The 23,881-nt window shown below is 47.4% G+C and carries 24 protein-coding genes; 22 read left to right on the top strand and 2 right to left on the bottom strand.

Annotated features, from left to right (window positions below):
• From HP568_RS15425 to HP568_RS15405, 5 genes are all read left to right on the top strand, one after another.
• Positions 1-134: SpoIVB peptidase S55 domain-containing protein (locus HP568_RS15425; RefSeq protein ID WP_173629519.1), on the top strand; the 134-nt coding region annotated here is incomplete at its 5' end.
• A 259-nt stretch (positions 135-393) separates the two neighbouring features.
• Positions 394-1,182, top strand: coding sequence for a sporulation transcription factor Spo0A (gene spo0A / locus HP568_RS15420; protein ID WP_007720793.1), 789 nt, complete (start codon positions 394-396; stop codon positions 1,180-1,182).
• A gap of 758 nt (positions 1,183-1,940) precedes the next feature.
• Positions 1,941-2,390, top strand: a complete 450-nt coding sequence (locus HP568_RS15415) for a hypothetical protein (RefSeq protein WP_254551244.1) — start codon at positions 1,941-1,943, stop codon at positions 2,388-2,390.
• A 114-nt stretch (positions 2,391-2,504) separates the two neighbouring features.
• Complete coding sequence (locus HP568_RS15410) at positions 2,505-3,083, top strand: beta-class carbonic anhydrase (protein ID WP_048035787.1); 579 nt, start codon at positions 2,505-2,507, stop codon at positions 3,081-3,083.
• Entirely contained in the window at positions 3,058-3,933 is an 876-nt protein-coding gene (locus tag HP568_RS15405) for a metallophosphoesterase (protein ID WP_173629517.1), read from the top strand. The genes HP568_RS15410 and HP568_RS15405 overlap by 26 nt, the downstream gene beginning before the upstream one ends.
• 7 nt (positions 3,934-3,940) lie before the next feature.
• Here the strand turns inward: HP568_RS15405 and HP568_RS15400 are convergent, their stop codons facing one another.
• Positions 3,941-4,807, bottom strand: coding sequence for a LysR family transcriptional regulator (locus HP568_RS15400; protein ID WP_173629516.1), 867 nt, complete (start codon positions 4,805-4,807; stop codon positions 3,941-3,943).
• A 100-nt stretch (positions 4,808-4,907) separates the two neighbouring features.
• On the opposite strand from HP568_RS15400, the gene HP568_RS15395 reads away from it, so the two are divergent.
• The 8 genes from HP568_RS15395 (at position 4,908) to HP568_RS15360 (ending at position 10,693) form a co-directional block, all read left to right on the top strand.
• Complete coding sequence (locus HP568_RS15395) at positions 4,908-5,720, top strand: class I SAM-dependent methyltransferase (protein ID WP_173629515.1); 813 nt, start codon at positions 4,908-4,910, stop codon at positions 5,718-5,720.
• Positions 5,704-6,084, top strand: a complete 381-nt coding sequence (locus HP568_RS15390; RefSeq protein WP_048032552.1) for a VOC family protein — start codon at positions 5,704-5,706, stop codon at positions 6,082-6,084. The genes HP568_RS15395 and HP568_RS15390 overlap by 17 nt, the downstream gene beginning before the upstream one ends.
• Positions 6,081-6,884 carry a class I SAM-dependent methyltransferase gene (locus HP568_RS15385; protein ID WP_173629514.1) on the top strand — a complete coding sequence of 268 codons (804 nt, stop codon included), beginning with the start codon at positions 6,081-6,083 and terminating at the stop codon, positions 6,882-6,884. The genes HP568_RS15390 and HP568_RS15385 overlap by 4 nt, the downstream gene beginning before the upstream one ends.
• Before the next feature lie 116 nt (positions 6,885-7,000).
• Entirely contained in the window at positions 7,001-7,177 is a 177-nt protein-coding gene (locus HP568_RS15380; protein ID WP_082195915.1) for a DUF2759 family protein, read from the top strand.
• 185 nt (positions 7,178-7,362) lie between these two features.
• Positions 7,363-8,529 (top strand): putative cytokinetic ring protein SteA, encoded by a 1,167-nt coding sequence (gene steA / locus HP568_RS15375; RefSeq protein ID WP_173629513.1) that lies wholly within the window; start codon positions 7,363-7,365, stop codon positions 8,527-8,529.
• Between the two features lie 25 nt (positions 8,530-8,554).
• Entirely contained in the window at positions 8,555-9,109 is a 555-nt protein-coding gene (locus tag HP568_RS15370; protein ID WP_173629512.1) for a copper transporter, read from the top strand.
• Complete coding sequence (locus HP568_RS15365) at positions 9,096-9,788, top strand: glycosyltransferase family 2 protein (protein ID WP_173629511.1); 693 nt, start codon at positions 9,096-9,098, stop codon at positions 9,786-9,788. The genes HP568_RS15370 and HP568_RS15365 overlap by 14 nt, the downstream gene beginning before the upstream one ends.
• A complete protein-coding gene (locus HP568_RS15360) occupies positions 9,770-10,693 on the top strand; it encodes a UDP-N-acetylmuramyl pentapeptide phosphotransferase (protein ID WP_309142223.1) in 924 nt (307 codons plus the stop codon). Before HP568_RS15365 ends, HP568_RS15360 begins: the two co-directional genes overlap by 19 nt.
• On the opposite strand, the gene HP568_RS15355 is transcribed toward HP568_RS15360, so the two are convergent.
• Positions 10,690-10,950 (bottom strand): DUF2627 domain-containing protein, encoded by a 261-nt coding sequence (locus HP568_RS15355; protein ID WP_007720834.1) that lies wholly within the window; start codon positions 10,948-10,950, stop codon positions 10,690-10,692. The genes HP568_RS15360 and HP568_RS15355 overlap by 4 nt on opposite strands.
• A gap of 216 nt (positions 10,951-11,166) precedes the next feature.
• Here HP568_RS15355 and HP568_RS15350 point away from each other — a divergent pair, with 216 nt between their 5' ends.
• The 9 genes from HP568_RS15350 (at position 11,167) to HP568_RS15310 (ending at position 23,836) form a co-directional block, all read left to right on the top strand.
• Positions 11,167-13,236, top strand: coding sequence for a sigma-54-dependent Fis family transcriptional regulator (locus HP568_RS15350; RefSeq protein WP_048032558.1), 2,070 nt, complete (start codon positions 11,167-11,169; stop codon positions 13,234-13,236).
• A gap of 233 nt (positions 13,237-13,469) precedes the next feature.
• Positions 13,470-14,561, top strand: a complete 1,092-nt coding sequence (locus HP568_RS15345) for a Glu/Leu/Phe/Val dehydrogenase dimerization domain-containing protein (RefSeq protein WP_047068882.1) — start codon at positions 13,470-13,472, stop codon at positions 14,559-14,561.
• Positions 14,562-14,700: 139 nt separating this feature from the next.
• On the top strand, positions 14,701-16,122 hold the full coding sequence (lpdA, locus tag HP568_RS15340) for a dihydrolipoyl dehydrogenase (protein ID WP_048032559.1): 1,422 nt from the start codon (positions 14,701-14,703) through the stop codon (positions 16,120-16,122).
• Positions 16,123-16,140: 18 nt separating this feature from the next.
• The gene (locus HP568_RS15335; RefSeq protein WP_048032560.1) at positions 16,141-17,133 is read left to right on the top strand and encodes a thiamine pyrophosphate-dependent dehydrogenase E1 component subunit alpha; all 993 of its coding nucleotides are present in this window, start codon (positions 16,141-16,143) and stop codon (positions 17,131-17,133) included.
• A gap of 13 nt (positions 17,134-17,146) precedes the next feature.
• Positions 17,147-18,130, top strand: coding sequence for an alpha-ketoacid dehydrogenase subunit beta (locus HP568_RS15330; RefSeq protein WP_007720847.1), 984 nt, complete (start codon positions 17,147-17,149; stop codon positions 18,128-18,130).
• Positions 18,131-18,150: 20 nt separating this feature from the next.
• Entirely contained in the window at positions 18,151-19,485 is a 1,335-nt protein-coding gene (locus tag HP568_RS15325; RefSeq protein WP_217366599.1) for a dihydrolipoamide acetyltransferase family protein, read from the top strand.
• A gap of 240 nt (positions 19,486-19,725) precedes the next feature.
• Positions 19,726-21,876, top strand: coding sequence for a copper amine oxidase N-terminal domain-containing protein (locus tag HP568_RS15320; protein WP_173629509.1), 2,151 nt, complete (start codon positions 19,726-19,728; stop codon positions 21,874-21,876).
• Positions 21,877-22,206: 330 nt separating this feature from the next.
• Positions 22,207-22,623 (top strand): methylmalonyl-CoA epimerase, encoded by a 417-nt coding sequence (gene mce, locus HP568_RS15315; RefSeq protein WP_173629508.1) that lies wholly within the window; start codon positions 22,207-22,209, stop codon positions 22,621-22,623.
• 91 nt (positions 22,624-22,714) lie between these two features.
• The gene (locus HP568_RS15310) at positions 22,715-23,836 is read left to right on the top strand and encodes a M20/M25/M40 family metallo-hydrolase (protein ID WP_048032565.1); all 1,122 of its coding nucleotides are present in this window, start codon (positions 22,715-22,717) and stop codon (positions 23,834-23,836) included.
• Positions 23,837-23,881 lie beyond the last annotated feature (45 nt).

Genomic DNA, 23,881 nt, shown 5'->3' with positions numbered 1-23,881 from the left:
GTGCCGTCACGCATGTCTTTGTCAATGATCCTACTTCGGGATACGGCTGCTACATTGAGTGGATGCTTCAGGATGCTGGTGTGAATGTGCGAGGTACTGCCGAATCTCGAACCAATACAACCAAAGCTGCCTGAATGAAGTGCCGTCACGCGAACGAAGCGAGGCGGCTTTTTCGGTTTTTGCAGTCCTTTGACGAATCGATTAGAAATGAAAGGATTCTTTGTCGAAATATCAGTTAAATCATTCAATCTTTCGTCATTGGCAGGAATGGAATTTGCTTTGTCGAATAATTTTTGTAGAGAAAAGATGGTATGGACTAATCCTTGTAGATTTGTTAACCTCTAGAACGCCACCTTCTTTCCAAAAGACCGTCCATTGTTAGGAGGAACGACCTTGAGCAAGATTGAAGTGTTGTTGGCAGATGATAACCGTGAATTTGTAAATCTGTTGGAAGAGTACATCAGTAGCCAGTATGACATGAATGTTGTGGGTGTTGCTTACAACGGCAATGAGGTAGTTCGACTGCTGCAGGAACGTGTACCCGATGTATTAATTTTGGATATCATCATGCCACATCTGGATGGCTTGGCTGTTTTGGAGCAAATTCAGGCCATGCGCTTAAGTCCTCAACCTAAAATTATTATGCTGACTGCTTTCGGGCAGGAAGAAATTACGAAGAAAGCAGTAGAGCTGGGAGCAGCATACTACATTTTGAAACCGTTTGATATGGAGGTGCTGGCTCAGCGCATCCGTCAAATCATTACAACCAAGCCTGCCTCTTCTTTTGTTTCTTCTGTGAAACCGCAAGCTACCTTGCAAATTCGCGGACGCAATTTGGACGCGAGCATCACCAGCATCATTCACGAGATTGGAGTTCCTGCTCATATCAAAGGTTATTTGTATCTGCGGGAAGCGATTACAATGGTATACAACGATGTTGAGCTGCTCGGTTCGATTACCAAAGTCCTGTACCCGGACATTGCCAAGAAATTCAATACAACCGCAAGTCGTGTGGAACGTGCCATCCGTCATGCGATTGAAGTAGCGTGGTCCCGTGGTAATCTGGACTCCATCTCCAGCTTGTTTGGTTATACGATTTCCAACACCAAGGCGAAGCCGACCAACAGTGAGTTTATTGCCATGGTGGCGGACAAGCTGCGGATTGAGGCGAAGATTAGCTAGGATGTAGATACTGAGTTACACGATTCGTAACCAAAACAAAAGGACATTAGCGCTTGCCTGCTAGTGTCTTTTTGTTTTGGTAGGACTTAGCAGAGTTTGACTCAAAGTTTCCCATATATTCCAGTTTTCTTAGAATAAATTAACAAAAAATGGTTTGTGTCATTTATAATAATATTCTAAACAGAGTAAAAGCGAGGTGCAAAATGGAAAATCAAAAAGTGCAGTGTCCAAAATGTGGATGTAAAGAGATTGGGAAAGGAAGGCAAGCTGGGGATGCGGGAGTGTTTCCCTTCGGCAAGTTTGTTCCTCTTAGTTCGGCGATCATTCATCATATCTGCACAAATTGTGGCTATTTGATCGAGAGTTATGTTGAAAACCCATCTAAATTTAAAGGTTAATACTTCGGAGATTAAAATAAATGAGCAAACTACTGTTCTATAAAGAAATTAGAATTAGTTCTTCTACATCACCTATTAAGTAAAAGCGGGCTGGTTATCGTCAGCGGTATCTATCATTGAGGGAAAAGAGATAGCCAATACAGGTATAGATTGTGAAACCTGTCTTTTTTATGCCGACGTTTTAGGAATGGATTTGAAAAACTCAACAAAAAGCGATTAGCCTGTTATCCTTTTTATCGATTGATGAGTCATTCGCAAATAAGGACCAAGTAGAAAAACTTTTCCAAGTTTTAACCTGATGTATTGCAATGACATACTCTTTCCGGAGGAACTAAACCAATGTGTCTGGAACTATTCGTCATGATAAAAGAAACACCGGGATTTGAACCTAAACCGCCACTCTCCCCTTATATTTTCACAGGAAAATTGTCACGGGAAAGATGCCCTCATCTTTTCAAGCATTTTCCGAAAAAACAGGCATGGCTGGTGAAAACCGAAGAGGGGTGCGCTTGCAGATTTAGCGTTTCCAAGCATCCTGATAAAGTAAAACTAGGGGTGTTACCAGAAGAGGAGAGGCCACGTTATTATCAAGAATGTGTAGAGGACTATCAAAAAAGTATCGCCAGAATGATGCATCTACGTGCTTGGTGCGAGGAGCTGCTTGATCACGACAAGACGCAGGTTGAACTGTATGGTCTATGGATAGGTGAGAAATTCACGAAAAGAGAACCCATTTACTCGACGATCGAGGACCTCTTTACACCAAAAAAATTTCGTTTAGACGAACAACATTACATCCTGACAAAATGAACCAATTGATAAGAAACTGCCACAGTCCCTTGCGAGATTTTGATCCTCCTATGTAAAATAGAAAAGCATACGATACAAATACATACTACTAAGAGCGAGGCAGGTGCTGTGAAAGTGCGCAATCTAGATGAAATTCTCGCATTTAACCGTGAATTTGTGGCGAACCAAGAATACGAAAAGTACCAAACCACCAAGTTTCCTGATAAACGATTGGTCGTGCTGTCTTGTATGGATACCCGTTTGGTTGAACTGTTGCCAAAAGCCATGAACATGCGCAATGGGGATATCAAGCACGTAAAAAGCGCCGGGGCAATCGTGTCCCATCCTTTTGGGAGTATTATGCGCAGTATTCTTATTGCGATCTACGAATTGAATGCCGAAGAAGTGATGGTCGTCGGGCATTATGACTGCGGGATGAGTGCGATCGACAGCAAACGCACGATGGAGAAGATGCTGGAGCGAGGAGTTTCGGCGCAAACGTTTTCCACGCTTCAACATGCAGGGATTAACTTACATAAATGGCTGCACGGATTCGATCGTGTAGAAGAAAGTGTGAAAAATAGCGTAGAAACGATTAAAAATCACCCGCTCCTCCCACCGAATGTGGAAGTACACGGCTTACTCATTGACCCGGTGACGGGAAGATTAGACGTTGTCGTGAATGGGTATGAGCGAACGAAAGACAGTGAATGATCCTAACCTTGCTCCCATTTCAAGGAAAACATTTCTCCACAAAGTCACGAAATGGGTAGGGGGATTGATTGGCCTTGGTATAGCGACTGGTGTGTACGGTCATGTATGGGAACGAAAAGCGCTTGATATCGTGCGATTGTCCATCACGATACCGGGATTGCCAAAAAGCTTTAAGGGGACAAAGCTCATTCATTTCAGTGATGTCCATCTCGGACATTATTTTGAAGCGAAAGAGTTGGAGTCGGTTATTGCCGTGATTCAGAGCGAAAAACCGGATTTGATTTGCTTCACAGGAGATATCGTAGATGAAGTGACGCGACCTCTATTCGCCGCCGTTCCCCTTTTCAATCAGCTCCTAGCCCCATTAGGCAAATTCGCCGTTTTGGGCAACCACGATTATCGAGCTGGTGAACAACAAAAAGTTCGGGATGGATTAGTCGCGTCTGGATTTGAAGTGTTGGATAATCGGCATGTGGTCGTACACAAAGATGGCCAGCAGTTATACATGGCAGGAGTGGATGACCTTTTCTATGGTGTACCTGATCTTCCAAGGGCACTAGAAAATATCCCGCCGGAGGGCAGCGTTATCTTGTTGGTGCATGAGCCTGATTTTGCTGATAGTGCGTCAGAGCATCCCGTGCATCTCCAACTGTCCGGCCACAGCCATGGCGGACAAGTACGCTTGCCCTTCATTGGTCATCTTTTGGCGCCGCAATACGGGCGTAAATATGTGCAAGGACTTTATCAGGTAGGTGGCATGGCTGTGTACACCACCAGAGGGGTGGGTACGACGATCTTGCCAGTTCGTTTATTTTGCCGCCCGGAGCTTACGGTACTAACACTACAGTGAACTTTTGTTAATAATGTTCCTTGATCCATTGGACGAATTGCTGGAAAGCATCGTCCTCTTTTTTTGGATGCAGGTAGGCGATGAGTGTGGGGCGCACTAATTCGCCGTTTGCAATATCGTAGGCGACCAATCTTCGGGTCGCTAGCTCTTGTTGTATGGTTCTTTCCGGCAGGATCGTAATCCCTAGCTGCCGTTCGACCATTTTTTTAACAGCATTGAAGCTGTCCAATTCCATAATAATATTCGGAAAAACTCCCTGCTGCGCCAGATAGCGGTCAATCCGTTGGCGATAAGGGGCGGAGTGATTCCCGAACACAATCATTTCCTCGGTTCCCCATGCCTGAAAACCTGGAAACCCGCTTGCCCAAGGATGGCTGGGCGCCATGACGAGCAGGAGTCGATCGCTGGGAAGGAATTCTTGATGGATGTGCGGATGATACATTTCACTCCCGAGGAAGGCAATATCAGCCGTTCCCGTTAGCAGAGCGCTGAGGGACTCCTCATACAGTGTAGAGCGAACGTAGCAGGTAAAGCCCGGATGAGCTATCCGGTACTCCCCGATCAGTCGCGGCAGTTCATAGGCGACAAAGGCTTTTCCTGCGACGATGTTCATCGATTGGCGCTGTTCATTCTCTTGGATAAAGGACCGCATTTGTTCCACGATATTTGTAGCAACCGGTAGTAGCCGACGTCCTTCGCCCGTAAGACTCACCCCTGAGGCAGTGCGAACAAACAGCGCACTCCCAATCTGGCGCTCTAGCTGCTTCAAGCGATGCGTCAATGTTGATTGCGCCAAAAATAACGCCTGTGCAGCACGATTAATTGATCCATGACGAGCAATCGTCAAAAATACCTCAAGACTTTCTCGATCCATTGTGGGCTGCCTCCTATTCAAATTCTCGATAACTAGTTATCTGTATTCTATAACAAGGATGACAAACATTGGAATATGATGTAGGCAGGAGGTGTTCTCTATGAAGAATCCTGAAGAGATCAAACAAGCTGTTCAAGCGCAATTTGGAAAAAATGCAGAGCAATACGTGCAAAGCAAAACGCATGCTAAAGGCAGCGATCTGGAACTGATGGTGGAGTGGATGCAGCCAGCAGAGAAGTGGCGGGCACTGGATATCGCCACAGGAGGTGGGCACGTAGCGAGGACATTGGCTCCACATGTGAGCTTGGTCGTCGCCACGGATTTGACTCGACCAATGCTCATGGCGGCGTCTGCGGCCAATGAAACAGCACATGTCCATAATGTGATGTATGTTCAGGCTGATGCAGAGTCTCTCCCGTTTCTCGATGAATCATTTGAGCTGGTCACATGCCGAATCGCGGCTCATCATTTTCCCGATCCGGCGGCTTTTGTTCGTGAGGTGAGTCGCGTGCTGATCCCTGGTGGGTTGTTTCTCTTCATCGACAACGTTTCGTCTGAGGAGTCGTCACTCTCGGCATTCATGAATGAAGTAGAGAAAACACGCGATCCAAGTCATGTTCGTTGTCTTTCCGTAAGGGAATGGTGCGCTTTGTTTGAAGCGAACGGCCTAACTTTGCAAAAGCAGCAGGAACGTAAAAAAAGGTTTGAATTTTTACCATGGGTTCAGCGCACTTCCGAATCACCTGAGCAGGAAGCGGCCGTCGAAAAAATGCTCCTGGACGCTACAGATGAACAAAAAGAATATCTAGGGCTTACCACAAACGAAGGCAGAGTAATGACCCATCAGATTGACGAATGGATGGTTCTGTGCAAAAAAAGAGGAGGAAATGAAGACGATGACAAAAAAGCATGAATGGATTGGACTCGATCATATACAATTAGCAGCACCAGCAGGAACGGAGGACGTAGCGCGCAAGTTTTTCGGTGAGCTTTTAGGAATGCCGGAGGTTCCAAAGCCAGAGAAGCTTCTCGTTCGGGGTGGTGTATGGTTCCAATGTGGCGCTCAAATGATTCATATTGGCGTAGAGGAAGGATTCATTCCCGCGAAAAAAGCACATCCAGCGTTCCTTGTGGGAAACATTGGTTCGCTGATGGAGCATCTGCAAGCAAATGGGGTATCATTTCGGATTGACGAAGAAATTCCTCACCTTATCCGCTTTTTCACAGAGGACCCATTTGGAAACCGGCTGGAGTTCATGGAGGCGAAACAGGAATGACCATTGATTTTCACGCTGAGAAAAATCAGTTGAGTTATACTGGAAGAACCGCTGACGATTCGTGGAGTCAGACGATCTTGTCACTCGTCAATCCTGTGGGCAAAAACGTCGTCGACATCGGTTGTGGCGGTGGAATTTACAGTAAGGCTTGGGCTGGGTTAGGAGCTGCTTCTGTCACGGGCATTGACTTCTCTCAGGTGATGGTAGAAGCGGCGAGAGAGCAATGCGCTGACGATCCAAAGATTTCGTTTGTACAGGGGGATGCCCGGGCAACAGGCTTGCCGAGTCAGTGTGCGGATATTGTATTCGCTCGCGCCTTGATCCATCATTTCCCGGAGCAAGACTTGCAGAAGTTTTTTAAAGAAGTCATCAGGCTATTGACACCGGGGGGAATTTGCCTGATCCAAGATAGGACGATGGACGATGTCAAAATGCCAGCCTCGCCGACTCATTTTCGCGGTTATTTCTTTACCCGATACCCGCGCTTGCTCACGATAGAAGAGACACGAAGACCGGATGATACAACGGTGCAGAACAGCATGAAGCTCGCGGGGCTTGAACAGGTGAACAAGACGACGCTATGGGAGACAAGACGTGAATACGATAGCTGGTCTGAATTGGAAGCAGACTTGCTTTCAAGAAAAGGCCGCTCCATTCTGCATGAATTGACCGATGTGGAACTGAAGGACCTCGTTCACACCATCCATGATCATGTAGCCAGGGAAGAAAAATGGAATGAGCAAGATTGCTGGAGTATATGGATAGGCAGCGCAACATGTGGCACAATAAAAGGGAAATAATTGTGAAACTTTTTGTTCACAAATTTGGATATGCTTGTCTCATAATACGTGAAGCTATATAATGGAATTGCCATTGTATTCCGGTTTGCGTCATCATGGTGAAGGAGTTGTCGTTTATGAAAATCGTTTTATTTGACATCCTGATGTTTATCTTCACATTCTTTATCGCTTGGGGCTGTTTGAATTCCATCAAAGCGAAAAACACATTTGCAATCTTATTTGGCTTTGTATCTTTGATGGTTTTCCTGTTCGCAGATGGTTTGATCATTTACTACCTGGTCAAGGGTGCGTAGATTAAACTGAAAACGCTTCGCTAAAAGAGGTTGTGCATTTGATGCACAGCCTCTTTTTTGTGAAAAACATCTCGTTGGTTTTCATTAAACACGATGGGACCCGCTGGCGGTCTGCAAAAAACGCTCTGACCGTTTTTTGCATGTAGTTAGGAAATATTTAGCATACTAAAGGCGGAGGTGGGAAAGTGGGCAAACAAAAAGGTTCTGCAACACATTCATACACGGCTGTCGTAGCAGCTGATCTGAAGACGAAGCAGTTGTGCAAACGTCTCCACTCCCATCATATCGCCATCATTGATCATCCAGACGTTGATGAGATAGCAGCACAGTCCTTGCTGGAAAGAGGGGTAAAAGTCGCCCTCAATCTTTCGCCATTCATGACGGGGCAATATCCGGCTGAAGGAGCCCGCCAACTTTTAACAAACGGTGTCACACTCTATGAAGTACTGGATGTAGATGGGTCGGATTCGTTCATGGAATGGATCGAGGGCAAGTATGCAACGATACGCGAAGAAAATTTGTACATCCTATTAGAAGAGAAGTGGGTCCATGTATGCAGGCTGCAGCAGGTGACGGTTCCCTCTATTTTGAACCGATGGTATGAAGCGCAGGATAAGTTGGATGATACACTCTCTTCGTTTATCGACAATACACTTTTGTACGCCAGCAAGGAAAAAGACCTTTTTTTAAAACCGCTTTGCCATGTGCGATTACATACAAAAATGGAACAGCGACACGTCGTTGTCGTCGTTCGCGGGAAACATTACAGAGAGGACTTGCTGACCCTGTCTTCCTACATTCAAGAATATCGACCTGTCTTGATCGGGGTCGATGGTGGTGCAGATGCCCTCATGGAAGCGGGGTATCGTCCAGACCTGATTGTGGGAGATATGGACAGCGTCTCGGACAGAGCACTCCAAAGCGGAGCGGAGGTCGTTGTTCATGCTTTTGTAGATGGGACAGCACCTGGAACGGCTCGCGTAAAAGCACTCGGTTTGCCTTATCATGTTTTGCCAGCGCCCGGTACGAGTGAAGATGTGGCGATGCTGTTAGCGTACGAAAAAGAGGCTAAACTGATCGTCACGATCGGTGCTCATACAAATATGATTGATTTTCTCGAAAAAGGCCGCAAAGGTATGGCGAGCACGTTATTGGTCCGCACAAAGATCGGGACAAAGCTAATTGATGCCAAAGGAGTCAGTCATCTCTATCGGCCGAGCGAGTCATGGAAGCTGTGGGGTTGGTGTATAGTCGCTATGCTTCTCCCTGTATCAGCCGCGCTCGTCATTAATCCGATCGCCCGTCATGCTGTACAGATGATTTGGACCCAGTGGCAGACTTGGACTTTATGAACAACGCACTTTCATGGAGGTAGACATGATACCCTTCCGCTATCATTTGATTTCACTGGCAGCCATATTTGTCGCACTTGGGGTAGGTATCTTGTTAGGAGGGACGGCAGGCCATTCATGGATAACGCAAGGAACAAACGGCATTCTTTCCAATATGGAAGCAAAGTATGATCGCGCGCTCAAAAGCAACCATGAATTAAGACAGCAAATGAATCGATTGCTCAAAGAAGTTGCTCGCAGCAACCAAGAAGTCGTCCAACTCATCAGCATACGCTATGTGGATGAACTTGCTGGAAGCAAGGTGTATGTTTGGCAGGAGGATGGCAACGTTGCTGAACAGGTTAAGCAACTGATGCATTCAGTAGGCATGGAAGTGGTTTCGTATCGCGAGGGAAATAGTTGGGAAGATGGAGTACTTTTGGTAGTAGCTAGGCAAGCGCCGCTTTGGCTACAGGAAAAACAGGTGAATTCCTGGATTCAGGTCGGAGAAGTGCCTGACTCTCCTGCAAAACAATGGGCACTTTTGGAGCAAGTGCAAAATAGATTGGCTGAGAGGAAGGGCTCGCGTGAAAAAAGTTAGCGTCGTCATCCCGGCGTTCAACGAACAGGCTTCCATCGGTGATACACTCCGTGCCATCCGTGAACGCTTTTTTTGTGATGAACTAATCGTCGTTGATGATGGCAGTAAAGATCAGACGGCACACATCGCAAGCAAGTGGGCGGATGTGGTGATTCGAGCGCCGCGCAATCAAGGGAAGGGTGCCGCTGTTCAACTGGGCTGGAAGTGCGCCAGTGGGGATGTGGTCATGCTTCTCGACGGTGATTTGCGAGACAGCGCAGCAGAAGCCGCACATTTGCTTACGCCGGTGCTACAAGATGTCTGTGATATGGCGGTAGCTGTTCTTCCCCCTCCGACAGTGAAAGCAGGTCTCGGATTAGCAAAAGGCTTGGCCCATCATGGCATCCGGATGTTGACAGGCTTTGAAGCAAAAGCCCCTTTATCGGGACAACGGGCAATACGTCGCGAGCTTCTTAATCGATTGGGGAGCCAGGATAAAGGATTTGGCTTAGAGGTGGGTCTCACTGTCGATGCTTTGCGTGCAGGGTATCGTGTAGCAGAGGTCCCTGTCTTTTTTTCGCACCGTGAAACGAAAAACGATTGGGCAGGCTTCTGTCATCGCGGGAATGAATTTGTCGCGATTAGCCGAACGCTATGCTGGAAATGGTGGGAGGGGCAGGAGTGGAAACGAAAATCATGATGCTCATCTTGCTCATCGCGGTCGTTCTTCCGCTGGTGCTTGACCGCCCGCTGCATAAAATCGGCACGCAAAAGCTCAAAGCACTGGGGATGAATCGATTCAATTACGAAGGAGAGTCCTTACTGACAGCAGGGGGGCTTATCCTCGTATGTTCGAGCGCTATAACTGGGCTAGTGCTGATCGGACTACTTCTTCTCAGTGGGGCCAAAAGCGAGCTTCTCCTGAACGGCTTATTGTTTCTAACAGGTATGATCACGATGGCTTTTTGGGGATGGCGTGATGATCGCACATCAGATCGGGCTGCAAAAGGCTTTCGTGGACATTTCGGCGTGTTATGGCGAGAGAGGCGAATGACTAGTGGGATGTGGAAGCTGATAGGCGGGACAAGCACGGCTTTTTATCTTTCCTTCTCTCTTTCGAACTCGTTGTGGGCCGGTATTGTTTCCTTTGGTTTACTTGCACTCTCGCCTAATATTGTTAACTTGTTTGATTTGCGGCCTGCACGGGCGATCAAAGTGTTTTGGTGCCTGACAGCAATGGCAGCGGCTTTTGGTTTATGGACAATAGGAGCCAGTGCGGCGATGGCAAACTGGATTTTTTTGATCCCTGTTTTCATGGCAAGCGTGCGCATGTTTCCCCATGACGCTGGCGGCAAAATCATGCTCGGAGATACAGGGTCCAATGCCTTGGGTTTTGCAGCAGGCTTTTCCTTTGTCATTGGGACACCTATTTATGTACAGGCGAGTATGCTCGTGCTTTTCCTGTGTCTTCAGATTGCGGCAGAATTTTGCTCGTTTTCCCGCGTCATCGAACACGTCGGCTGGCTTCGTCGGCTCGATCAATGGGGGAGAGTTACAGAAGCTGAAAATAAAAAAAACCAGACTGGCTCGTCCGGTTTGGTCTAGTCCTCATCATCAGGCTCAGGAACCATGAAACGGGGCTGTACGCGATTTTTTTTGCGTTCGTGATGGAGAATAAATCCGGCAATAAACCATACAGGGATGGCGAAAGCCAGTATACCTAGAATGAGTTTTCCCCACAAAAATCCAACATCGGGAGAGGCAGAATAGAAGAATGCGTCTCGGATTAACTTGATTCCGTACATGGCGATTGCCGCCGGGATTACCATAATTAAGAGGGCAATGATTTTCTGAAATACCAAGGGTTTTTCACCCCTTTCTCGAATGCGTAAACGACTTCAATAACTACAGCACGGTCTTTTCATCATATCGGATGCGAACAGCCTTGTCCACCGTACCTGTTGCACATGAACGAGCGCACGTTAGGGAAGAACGCCTGTCCATCAACGGTTTGTTGGAGTACAATGGTATCGAGTAAGATCGTAAAGAGGTTGTTCAAAAAGTGAGGGGTCTCTCGCATGCACAAGCTGCTCATCGTTGGTGCGGGACGTGGTGGAACAGCACTCCTGCGGATGCTAAACCAGATGGACCGATTACAAGTCGTTGCTGTCGTCGATCAACGGCCGGACGCCCCAGGCATTCTGCTGGCCCAATCATTGGGGATTCCCGTCGATCAAGATTATCGGCCTTATCTGGATGAGGATCTGGATGTCATTTTAGAAGCTACAGGGGACCTGGGGGAGTATGAGCATCTCAGGCAATTAAAGAAAGATAAGACAGTGCTCATTCCAGGAACGTTTACGAGAATCGTCATGAAATTGATTCGGGAACGCGATAAACTAATTGCGGTCTTGATGCAAAATCAGCGCGAGCGGGAAACGATGTTGAACTCCACGCATGACGCGATTATCGGTGTCAATCGTCAAGGAGTTATAACGTTGTTCAACAAAGCCGCAGAGCGATTGATGGGCATCGAGGCGAGTGAAGTGCTGGATACAAAAGTTTCAGAGCGTATACCGAACACTCGGTTACATATTGTATTAAAGACAGGCTCTCCCGAATTGAATCAGGAGCAAGTTTTGCCGAATCAAACGCGGATTATTACAAACCGTGTGCCCGTTCGCAATGACCGCGGAGAAGTTGTCGGAGCTGTTGCCATTTTCCGTGATATTACAGAAATCATGGCGTTGGCAGAAGAAGTGACGAACTTGAAAGATTTGCAGAGCATGCTACAAGCGATTATTCAATCATCGGACGAAGCAATATCAGTTGTTGACCAATACGGGAATGGACTTTTGATCAACCCTGCCTACACAAGGCTTACGGGTTTTTCGCAAGACGACATTATCGGGAAACCAGCGACGGTAGATATTTCCGAAGGCGATAGCATGCACATGCAAGTCTTGAAAACGAAGAAGGCAGTGAGAGGCGCCCCCATGAAATTGGGACCAAAGCGCAAGGACGTTGTAGTCAATGTTGCACCTGTTCTGGTCGATGGAGAGCTGAAAGGCAGCGTTGGCGTCATTCACGATGTCTCTGAATTCAAGCGCCTGTCAGAAGAGCTGGAGAGAGCTCGTCGTATCATCCGCAATCTGGAGGCAAAATATAGCTTTGCAGACATCATTGGCTATAGCGAGTCCATGCAGCAAGCGATCGAGCAAGCCAAAAAAGCGGCGTCAACACCAGCAACGGTCCTTCTTCGTGGAGAATCGGGAACGGGGAAAGAGCTGTTTGCCCACGCCATACATAATGCAAGTGAACGAAAATACAACCAATTTATCCGGGTCAACTGTGCAGCGATCTCAGAGAGCCTGCTGGAGAGTGAGCTTTTCGGTTACGAAGAAGGTGCGTTTACAGGTGCGCGTCGAGGAGGAAAGCGGGGGCTGTTTGAGGAAGCGAGCGGTGGAACAATCTTTTTGGACGAGATCGGCGAGCTGTCCATGAGCATGCAGGTCATGCTTTTGCGGGTCCTGCAGGAGCGAGAGGTCGTACGAGTCGGTGGAACGAAGCCGATCAACATCGATGTTCGCGTCATTGCAGCTACCCATGTGAATCTGGAGGCAGCGATCGGAGCGGGACGTTTCCGTGAAGACCTGTATTATCGTCTCCACGTCGTACCGATTCATATCCCTCCACTCAGACAGCGTTTGGAAGATATTAAACCGATTGCCATGCACCTGCTGCGAAAAGCCAATCTGGAGTATGGTAGAAATGTAGAAGAGCTGCATGAAGAAACATTGCAGATGCTTCTGTCCTATCACTGGCCAGGGAATGTACGCGAGTTGGAAAATGTACTGGGCAGGGCGATGATTCATATGCGGATCAACGAGCGAATCATTATGCCGGAGCATTTACCCCCTCTGGAAAGAAGAATCGTTTCGACCAAAAAGGAAGAGGCTCAGCATGAGGATTCCACTGGTACCACATTAAAAGAAGCAGTAGAAAAGGCAGAACGTCAGCACATATTGCGGGAACTGGCAGCAGCCAAAGGCAATCGCACCCTTGCAGCCAAACGTCTTGGAATCGCGATTCGCAGTTTGTACTACAAGATGGAAAAATTGGGCATCATGGATGTGCAGGAAGAGTAACAAAGTAATCGTGCAAAATGTTGCACGCAAATCTTTGCGCGTATATGCAAAAAAATGCAGACTTGACGTCGGGATACTCATTCCACGTTCTTGTAAATAAAGCGCTTTCATGAGTTTGATTTTATTGGCATGACTTTTGCATATACCTCTTGGCGGGAAATTCTCCAAATGGAGCCCACTGTTACGCCAGCTTACTTAAGCGGAAAACGAAAGATACTAGGGAGGTTTCTTCAGTGAACATCTTTGACTACATGCAAAAGTACGATTACGAGCAATTGGTATTTTGCCAAGACGAAAATTCCGGTTTGAAAGCAATCATTTGCATTCATGATACGACATTAGGACCAGCACTCGGCGGTACGCGCATGTGGCCGTATAAAACAGAAGAAGAGGCGATTGTGGACGTACTGCGTCTCGGTCGTGGGATGACTTACAAAAACGCTGCGGCTGGACTGAACATCGGTGGTGGTAAAGCAGTCATCATCGGTGATCCGCGTGAGCATAAGAGCGAAGAGCTGTTCCGTGCTTTCGGTCGCTATATTCAAGGGCTCAATGGCCGTTACATCACGGCTGAGGATGTAGGAACGACGGTAGCAGACATGGATATGATCCACCTGGAAACAGATTTCGTCACAGGTGTTTCTCCGGCATTCGGTTCCAGTGGTAACCCATCTCCTGTTACAGCATACGGTGTTTACCGCGGAATGAAAGCTGCTGCTAAATTGGCGTTTGGTTCCGACTCCCTCTCCGGCCGAGTGATTGCTGTACAAGGTGTAGGTAACGTAGCGTACAATTTGTGCCGCCATCTGCATGAAGAAGGCGCGCATTTGATCGTAACGGACATCAATCAAGAAAACGTAGATCGCGCAGTGAACGATTTCGGTGCGAAAGCTGTAGGCGTTAACGAGATCTTTGGTGTTGAGTGCGATATCTTCTCTCCTTGCGCACTGGGTGCAATCATCAACGATGACACGATTCCACTCTTCAAAGCAAAAGTGATTGCAGGGGCAGCTAACAACCAGCTGAAAGAAGAGAGACACGGTGACCAAATTCACGAAATGGGTCTGATCTACGCGCCTGACTACGTGATCAATGCTGGTGGAGTAATCAATGTGGCAGATGAGCTGCAAGGCTACAACCGCGAGCGTGCACTGAAAAAAGTAGAAACAATCTATGACAGCATCCTGAAAATTTACGAAATCGCTGAACGTGATGGCATGGCTTCCTACAAAGCTGCTGACCGCATGGCAGAAGAGCGCATTGCAAGTGTTGCAAGATCACGTAATACTTTCCTGCAAAACGGCAAGACTGTTTACAAGCGCTAATCTCGTTTCTTCTATAAAGTTCTTACTCCTGTCCGCTCTTCTATGGAGGAGCGGTCAGGAATACATAAACGGTTTTCTTTGAATATTCATATTCTCATAAAAACGCAGGCTAGCTTTCCGAATGAAAGGAGAGATCGTGGTGTCTCAAGAGTTTGATCTAGTCGTCCTCGGGGGAGGTACCGGCGGTTATGTAGCGGCAATCCGCGCTTCCCAGTTGGGAATGAAGGTAGCAATCGTGGAAAAAGAAAAGCTCGGTGGTACTTGCTTGCACCGTGGTTGCATCCCATCTAAAGCGCTATTGCGCAGTGCAGAAGTATTCTCCACCCTGAAGGAAGCTGACAAATACGGAGTCTCGGCAGGTACTGTAGGCTATGACTTCACAAAAATACAAGAGCGAAAGCAAGGCATTATCGACCAACTTCACAAAGGGATTCAATACTTGATGAAAAAAGGCAGCATTACTGTCTTTGAAGGCTTTGGTAGAGTCATGGGGCCTTCCATTTTTTCTCCGCAGGCAGGTGCTGTGCGCATTGAAAAGGAAAACGGGGATCAAGAAATGATCGTTCCACGGTTCCTTTTGCTGGCAACAGGTTCTCGTCCACGCACACTTCCCGGTTTGGTTATCGACGGATCTTATGTGGTAACAAGCGATGAAGCGTTGCAGTGGGAGCAATTGCCTGCTTCAGTTGTCATTGTGGGTGGCGGTGTTATCGGGATTGAGTGGGCTTCCATGCTCAATGATTTCGGTGTGGAAGTAACTGTTGTGGAGTACGCAGACCGTATTTTGCCGCTTGAGGATGAAGAAGTGAGCAAGGAATTGGCTCGTCTGTTGAAAAAGCGGAAAGTAAACATCGTGACGGGAGCAAAGGTGCTGCCTGAATCGTTGGAAAAAGGGGAAGGCAAAGTATCTATTCAGGCGGAAGTCAAGGATGGAGTCCAAACCTTTGAAGCCGAAAAGGTACTCGTATCAGTAGGACGCCAAGCAAATGTAGAAAACATCGGTTTGGAAGCAACAGAAATCAAAGTCGAGCGTGGCGTAGTCGTGGTTAATGAATTTTTCCAGACCGCAGAGTCTCATATTTATGCGATTGGAGACGTTATTGGCGGCTTGCAATTGGCGCATGTTGCCTCGCATGAAGGAATTCTTGCGGTAGAGCACATGGCTGGACAAAACCCGCACCCGATGGATTACACCAAGGTTCCGAAATGTACGTATAGCCGACCTGAAGTCGCAAATGTCGGACTCACTGAAAAAGAAGCAAAAGAACAAGGCTACGATGTAAAAATCGGCAAGTTCAGCTTTAAGCCGCTGGGCAAAGCACTGATTCACGGTGAGAATGACGGCTTTGTGAAGTTGGTCGTTGATGCCAAGACCAATGATTTGTTAGGGGTTCACATGATCGGTACACATGTGACAGATATGATTTCCGAAGCGGGCTTGGCCCGTGTACTGGATGCGACTCCGTGGGAGATCGGTCAGACGATTCACCCGCATCCATCCTTATCCGAAGCAATCATGGAGGCAGCGCAGGCTGTCGACGGAAAAGCGATACACAATTAGCAAGGAGGGAATGTAACGATGACAACCAAGCGACATGAGCAAGTGGGATTGACCGATGCACAAGTCCTTGACATGTATTATTACATGCTATTGGCCAGAAAAATTGACGAGCGCCAATGGCTGTTGAATCGTGCGGGCAAAGTACCGTTCGTGATTTCCTGCCAGGGTCAGGAAGCAGCTCAGGTGGGGGCAGCTTTTGCGATGGAAAAAGACAGAGATTTCTTGTGCCCGTACTATCGCGATCTTGGTTTGGTGCTGGTCTTTGGCCAAACAGCTCGTGATTGCATGCTGTCCGCTTTTGCGAAAGCAGAAGATCCGAATAGCGGAGGAAGACAGATGCCAGGTCACTTCGGTGGCAAGAAGTACAATATTTTGACGGGCTCAAGCCCTGTGACTACCCAAGTGCCGCACGCAGTCGGTATGGCTTTGGCGGGTAGAATGAAGCAAAAAGATTTTGTTGTGTATGCGTCGTTCGGAGAAGGTTCCAGCAACCAGGGGGACTTCCACGAAGGTGCGAACTTTGCGGGTGTCCACAAGCTCCCGGTTATCTTCTTCTGCGAAAACAACAAATACGCGATCTCTGTACCACTGAAAAAGCAGTTGGCTTGTGAAAGTGTAGCAGACCGTGCGATCGGCTATGGCTTCCCGGGCATCAGTGTGGACGGAAACGATCCGATTGAAGTATACCGCGTCATGAAAGAAGCGGTTGAGCGTGCTCGCAGTGGTCAAGGGCCAACGCTGATCGAAGCCGTTATGTATCGCCTTGTTCCACACTCCAGTGACGATGACGATCGAGTGTATCGTACGAGAGAAGAAGTGGAAGAAGCGAAGAAAAAGGACCCGTTGATTGTTTTCGCTGCATATTTGAGAGAGATCGGACTCTTGGACGAACATAAGGAAGCAGATATGCTTGCTCGCGTACAGCTGGAAGTGGATGAAGCCACTGAATATGCAGAAAACGCGCCATATCCAACACCAGAATCGACTATGACATACGTATACGGGGAATAAGGGGGGATCTTTTATGGCAGTCATTTCTTTTATTGATGCAATTACAATGGCGATGCGTGAAGAAATGCGTCGCGATTCCAATGTGTTTATCCTCGGAGAAGACGTTGGCGTACGCGGTGGGGTTTTCCGTGCGACAAACGGGTTGATTGAAGAGTTTGGCGAGGAGCGCGTGATTGATACGCCACTGGCTGAATCCGCTATTGTCGGTGTAGGGATTGGTGCGGCAGCTTACGGCATGCGTCCAATCGCGGAGATTCAGTTTGCGGACTTCATCATGCCAGCTGTGAACCAAATTGTCAGTGAGGCGGCAAAAATGCGCTATCGTTCGAACAACGACTGGCATTGCCCGATCACGATTCGTGCTCCATTTGGCGGCGGGGTTCACGGTGCACTGTACCATTCACAATCTGTGGAAGCGATGTTCACGAACACCCCTGGTTTGAAAGTAGTAGCACCTTCGACACCTTATGATGCAAAAGGTCTTCTGAAAGCAGCCATTCGCGACGAGGATCCTGTGCTCTTTTTCGAGCACAAGCGCTGCTATCGTTTAATCAAAGGCGAAGTGCCTGAGGATGACTATGTGCTGCCGATTGGCAAAGCGGATGTCAAGCGAGAGGGTACAGACATCACGGTCATCTCCTACGGTTTGACTCTGCACTTCGCACTCCAAGCTGCGGAAAAGCTCGCACAAGAAGGCATCAGCGCGCATGTTCTTGATTTGCGCACACTGTATCCGTTGGACAAGGAAGCGATTGTAGAAGCGGCTTCGAAGACAGGCAAAGTATTGATCGTACACGAGGACAACAAAGAAGGCGGCGTTGGCGGTGAGGTAGCTGCCATTGTAGCGGAGCATTGCCTGTTCGATTTGGATGCACCGATTAAACGTCTTTGCGGTCCAGATGTACCGGCTATGCCATACAGCCCGCCGATGGAAAAATACTTTATGCTGAACCCGGAAAAAGTATTGGAAGCAATGCGCGAGCTGGCCAACTTTTAAGGCGAGGAGGACCAAGGATCATGGCAACGAAAGTACTTATGCCCCAGCTCGGAGAGAGCGTGACCGAGGGCACCATTAGCAAATGGCTGGTCAATGTAGGCGACACGGTCAAGAAATACGACTCGCTGGCTGAAGTGACGACGGATAAAGTAAACGCAGAGGTTCCTTCTACCGTTTCAGGACGCGTTACAGAGATCGTCGTGCCAGAAGGTGAGACAGTCGCTGTCGGTACGTTGATCCTATATATAGAAGAAAGTGGTGCGGAAGGTGCAACTGCAGCGCCTGCTGGCACGACGGAAACTACGGCCCCACAAGCGCCTGCAACCGAGCAGCCAAAGGCAGCTACGCCGGCTGTATCTAATCAGCAAGTACCAGTCATGGATGGACCGAAACAACGTTATTCACCTGCTGTTGTCATGCTCTCACAGCAGCATGGCATTGATTTGTCCCGCGTTGTAGGGACTGGGGCAGGCGGTCGTATTACCCGCAAAGATGTCCAAGCGATTATCGACGCGGGCGGCCAAAAACCAACTGAGACCGTGAAAGAAACGGTCGCGCAGGCTCCAGTAGCAGTCGAACAAACTACTGTCGTTTCAACACCTGCACCGGTAGTACCAGCTTCGACTCCTGCTGTTTCCGTAGATATACCGGTTGCAAGCGGTGATCAAGTTGTCCCTGTAACATCTATTCGTCGTACGATTGCAAGCCGGATGGTACAGAGTAAGCATGAGGCTCCACATGCTTGGACGATGGTCGAAGTAGACGTGACCAATCTCGTTAACTTCCGCAATCAGGCAAAAGGTGAATTTGCGAAAAAGGAAGGGCTCAACCTCACGTTCCTGCCGTTCTTTATCAAAGCGGTTGTGGAAGCGTTAAAAGAGTACCCGATGATCAATTCCACATGGGCGCATGACAAAATCATCGTGAAAAAGGACATCAACATCTCCATCGCAGTAGCCACGGAAGATGCTCTCTATGTTCCTGTCATCAAGCATGCTGACCAAAAATCCATTCTTGGCATTGCTAAGGCAGTTGATGATCTGGCAGCACGCACCCGTGCAGGAAAATTGACGATGGATGACATGACAGGCGGGACCTTTACGGTTAACAACACAGGCTCCTTTGGCTCTGTTTTGTCCCAGCCGATTATCAATGCTCCACAAGCTGCGATCCTTAGTGTTGAGTCCATTGTGAAACGCCCTGTCGTCATTAACGACATGATCGCAGTGCGTTCCATGGTCAATCTGTGCATGTCCTTGGATCATCGCGTGCTGGATGGTCTGATTTGTGGACGATTCCTGCAAAGCGTGAAGCAAAAGCTTGAGAATGTAGGACCGGATACCAAGCTGTACTAGGGTGTGGAAAAACCAGGTCAGGTAAAGACCTGGTTTTTTTGATAAAAAATATCTAAAAAAATTTTCCAAATCGAACATTTCGTATGTAACTTTTTCCGAGACGTCTTCGTCTTAGCAATTGGAGCCAGTAAGTCTCATAAATGATATAGAAGAGATTCCCACCAGATAGCATTTGTGGTAGACTGGTAGCGTCCTGCTAGAGAGAATTTCCAGATAAAGGGTAAATATGGGAGGAAAAACATGGAAAAGAGTAAAAAAGCACTACCAATAGTGCTGGCATCAGCGCTGGCCGCTACACCTTTTGTGTCAGTACCGCAGCAAGCACATGCTATTGAAAAATTGTCGGTAACGGCTGACAACGATGGTGCAGGTAAAGAAAGTGACTACACCATTGAATTCAAGCTAGAAGAAGACCTGGATAGTGGAGAAACCATTACCATCGAATTCGATTCTGATTATGATATCGACGATGACATTGATACGGATGATATTGATGCTAGCTTCGATGTGAAGAAAGTAAGTGTTGATGGAGAAGAAATTACAATCAAGACAGATGAAGAATTAGAAAAAGGCGATAAAATTAAGATTAAAATTACGAGCGGTATCACGAATCCCGACGACAAAGGTTCATACAGCGTAAGTGTAGAAGCGGGCGACGAGGATTCGGAATCAGATGATGTAGATATCAAAAAAAGCAGCTCGAGCAGCAGTAGCAAGTCTAGCAATGATTACGCCGTATCGTTGAGCAGCAAAGCAGCAGGAGAAAAAGTCAGCCTCAAGCTTGGCAAAATTTCTCTCAAAGGAAGTGATGAGCTGGAGACTAACTCCACGATTACTGTCACTTTCCCAGAGAAAAACATGTTGCCATCAAGCATTGATGAAGAGGATGTAAAAGTAAACGGTTATACAGCGAAATCTGTCAGTGTCAGTGGCAGTACGGTTGATGTCAAAATTCCGAGTGGTGCAGACGCAGATGATTACATCACCTTGGAATTTGACAAGGATGCTGGAATCGAGAACCCTGATTCCAGTGGCAAGCATGTTTTCAAAGTGAAATATGATGGAACTACATACGAATCAGAAGATATTGAAATTACGAAGAACGGTTCCAGCTCTAGCAGCGCTTCCGACAGCTTTACAGTGAACCTGTCTGATCCGGGCGCAGGAGCTCGCTCCAGCTACACCTTTGATGCTGACTTTGGCAGCAAAGAATTGAAAGCGGATGGAGAACTGGTTCTCGAATTCCCATCATCTGACATGGTGCCGGGTATTTTGACTGCATCAGACTTTTTGCTCAATGGGAAACCAGCGAAAAAAGCAACAGCAGCTGGTAATAGAATCGCGTTGGTAGCCCCAACCGGCTTCAGTGCTAATAGCAGAGTGAAGGTTGAAGTTACTTATGGAGCGTGGATTTCCAATCCAAAAACGGCTGGCAGCTATACGTTGAAGGCTACTGTTTCCGGAAGAACCTTGGAATCCAAATCCTTCAGCGTTGGTGGCTCTTCTGTGAACCCGACGCCAACCAACCCAACCAATCCAACAACGCCAGTACCTGTACCAAATACAGCTACTAACAACAACACTGCAACTATCGCTTTGACACAAAATGCACTTGGCAAGCAGACGGGTGTGAACGTGGCAATCAAAGGATTAGGTGTTGGTCTGCAAAAGCAACGCGATTTCATCGAGATCGTATTCCCGGTAGGCTACAAGGTACCGGCTTACATCGCGCCAGCTAATATCTCTGTAAATGGTGTAGGAGCGAATTTCGTTGCGGTTCGTGGACAAAACGTACTGATTTATCCGTCTCAGGATATTCCTGCGGCAACAAACGCTAATATCGTGATCAATCCAGCAGCGAACATCGTAAACCCTGCTGTGAAAAACACATATAGCATCAGCGTATTTACTTCCGAAGAAAGAGGGTTGCTGTTTGCACGTGCTGTTGGTGTAGGGATGCCTTCCCCGGCTCAACCAAAGCCTGCAACGCCGACACCACAACAACCATCGACTGTTATTCCGGTGAACTCAGCTTCCTTTAAAGTAAATACAGCAAACTTCACCCTGCATGGCAAAAACTATCCTCTCTCTGTAGCTCCTTACATTGCAGATGGAAATACGACCATGGTTCCAGCCCAATTCTTTAAAGAAGCACTGGCACTGACTACGCAATGGAACAATACAAGTGTTGCTGTTATCAGTGGAACCAAGGTTGTGAAGTTTACAGTTGGTTCGAAAACAGCTAAAGTAGGCAAAACGGAAATCCAATTGCCAACACCTGTTGTCCTGAAAAACGGCATGCCAATGATCCCAATCCGTACGGTTACGGATAATCTTGGTTACAAAGTCGGCTGGGATGCGAAAACTTCCAGTGTATTCGTTCACAAATAAAAACTAGCTGGGACAAACGAAAAACCCCTTTCCGCTTTTCGGTCGGAAAGGGGTTTTTAAGTGTTTATCATCACTCGTTTATTGAAAGTAAAAAAACGTGGGAACGATGAGTGAGAGAATTAGAATGCCGATCAGGATTTTTGCAAAGAGCGATTGGTGTCTCATTCTAATCAAACCTCCTTTCAGGGTTGAGGGAATTATCAGGTGATTCTGTAAGTGGCTGTGCTAGAATGAAGAAAAGGATATCATTGGCTTTCTTTTTTTCGTCCATGCTGAAATTGTACCGAAATGTAGCCAATGAGACAACCACTTACAAAAGGATGATGATTCGTGAGCGCACCGAAAAAAATTGCCCATATCGGCATTGCGGTAAAAAGCTTGGAAAAGACGCTTCCCTTTTATACCGAGCAATTGGGATTGGAGTTGGTTGGAACTGAAATCGTAGAAAGCGAACATCTTCAAGTGGCATTTTTAAAGATCGGGGAAAGTCATATTGAATTACTAGAACCGCTAAGTGATGAGAGTCCGATAGCGAAATTTATGGAAAAACGCGGAGAAGGCATTCACCACATTGCTTTTGATGTGGATGACGTTACGAGTCGTCTAGCCACATTAAAAGAGCAAGGAGTACCTCTCATTCACGAGGTCCCCAAAGCGGGTGCGCACGATGCGCTGATCGGATTTTTGCATCCGAAGGCTGCGAATGGCGTCTTGTATGAGCTATGCCAATATCCGAAAGAATCATAGCCGTTTACGTAGTAGAAAAATTTTTTTTGCGGTATACTGGAACTTGTGAATATGTACCAAAATCGGGCAGTACGATCAGGAGGTAACGAGTGTGAGTACGATCAACCAAGAGCGTTTGTTAAATGAATTTTTAGAGCTCGTCCAAATTGACAGTGAAACGAAGAACGAAGCAGAGATCAACAAGGTGCTCAAAGAAAAACTGATGGCGATGGGCTTTACCGTAGAAGAGGATGACGCAGCAGCGAAAACCGGACACGGTGCCAACAATCTGATCGCAACCTTGGAGGGAACTGGAAAAGGTCCAGTTATTCTGTTTAGCAGTCATATGGATACGGTTGTACCAGGAAACGGAATCAAGCCACAAATTCGTGATGGCTACATCTATTCCGATGGAACGACGATCCTCGGTGCGGATGACAAAGCAGGAATCGCCGCGATCTTTGAAGGTATTCGCAGCATGAAAGAGCAAAACTTGCCACATCCAACGATCCAAGTCGTATTGACTGTGGGAGAAGAATCTGGACTTGTAGGCTCCCGCGCAATGGATTCCAGCCTGCTGAAAGCAGAAATGGGCTTCATCCTCGATTCGGAAGGTCCAGTTGGAAAAATTACAGTAGCTGGTGCTGGACAATATCGCATCGTAACCAAAATCCACGGTAAAGCAGCGCATGCAGGTGTGAATCCAGAGGATGGCATCAGTGCTATATCGGTTGCTAGTAAAGCAATTTCTCGTATGCCACTGGGCCGTATTGATGCAGACACAACTGCAAACATCGGGCGTTTTGAAGGTGGAAAAGCGTACAATATCGTAACGGATTATGTGGAAATTTGGTCCGAGGCTCGCAGCCTGGTTATGGACAAGCTGGAAGCACAAGTGAAGAAAATGACATCAGCATTTGAAGAAGTGGCAGCCGAGATGGGTGCAACTTGCGAAAATGACGTTATTTTTATGTACCACGGCTACAAATTCAACGAAGAAACGCCTGTTGTACAAAAAGCAATTGCAGCGGTAAAACGTGTTGACCGCAATCCTGAGCTGGTTGCAAGCGGCGGCGGAAGCGACGGTAACGTATTTAACGGCTACAACGTGCCAAGCGTAAACTTTGCCATCGGCTATGAAGAAATCCATACAAAAAACGAGCGCATGCCAATCGCTGAACTGAACAAAGCGGCTGAGCTGGTGCTTGCTGTCATTGCAGAAGTACAAGAGTAACCAAATGAGGTCGGAATCTCCTTGCGAGGGGTTCCGGCCTTTTTG

The organism is Brevibacillus sp. MS2.2, assembly GCF_013284345.1.
In the GTDB taxonomy this organism is placed as follows: Bacteria; Bacillota; Bacilli; order Brevibacillales; family Brevibacillaceae; genus Brevibacillus; species Brevibacillus brevis_C.
This window is presented reverse-complemented; position numbering and strand designations above follow the sequence as displayed.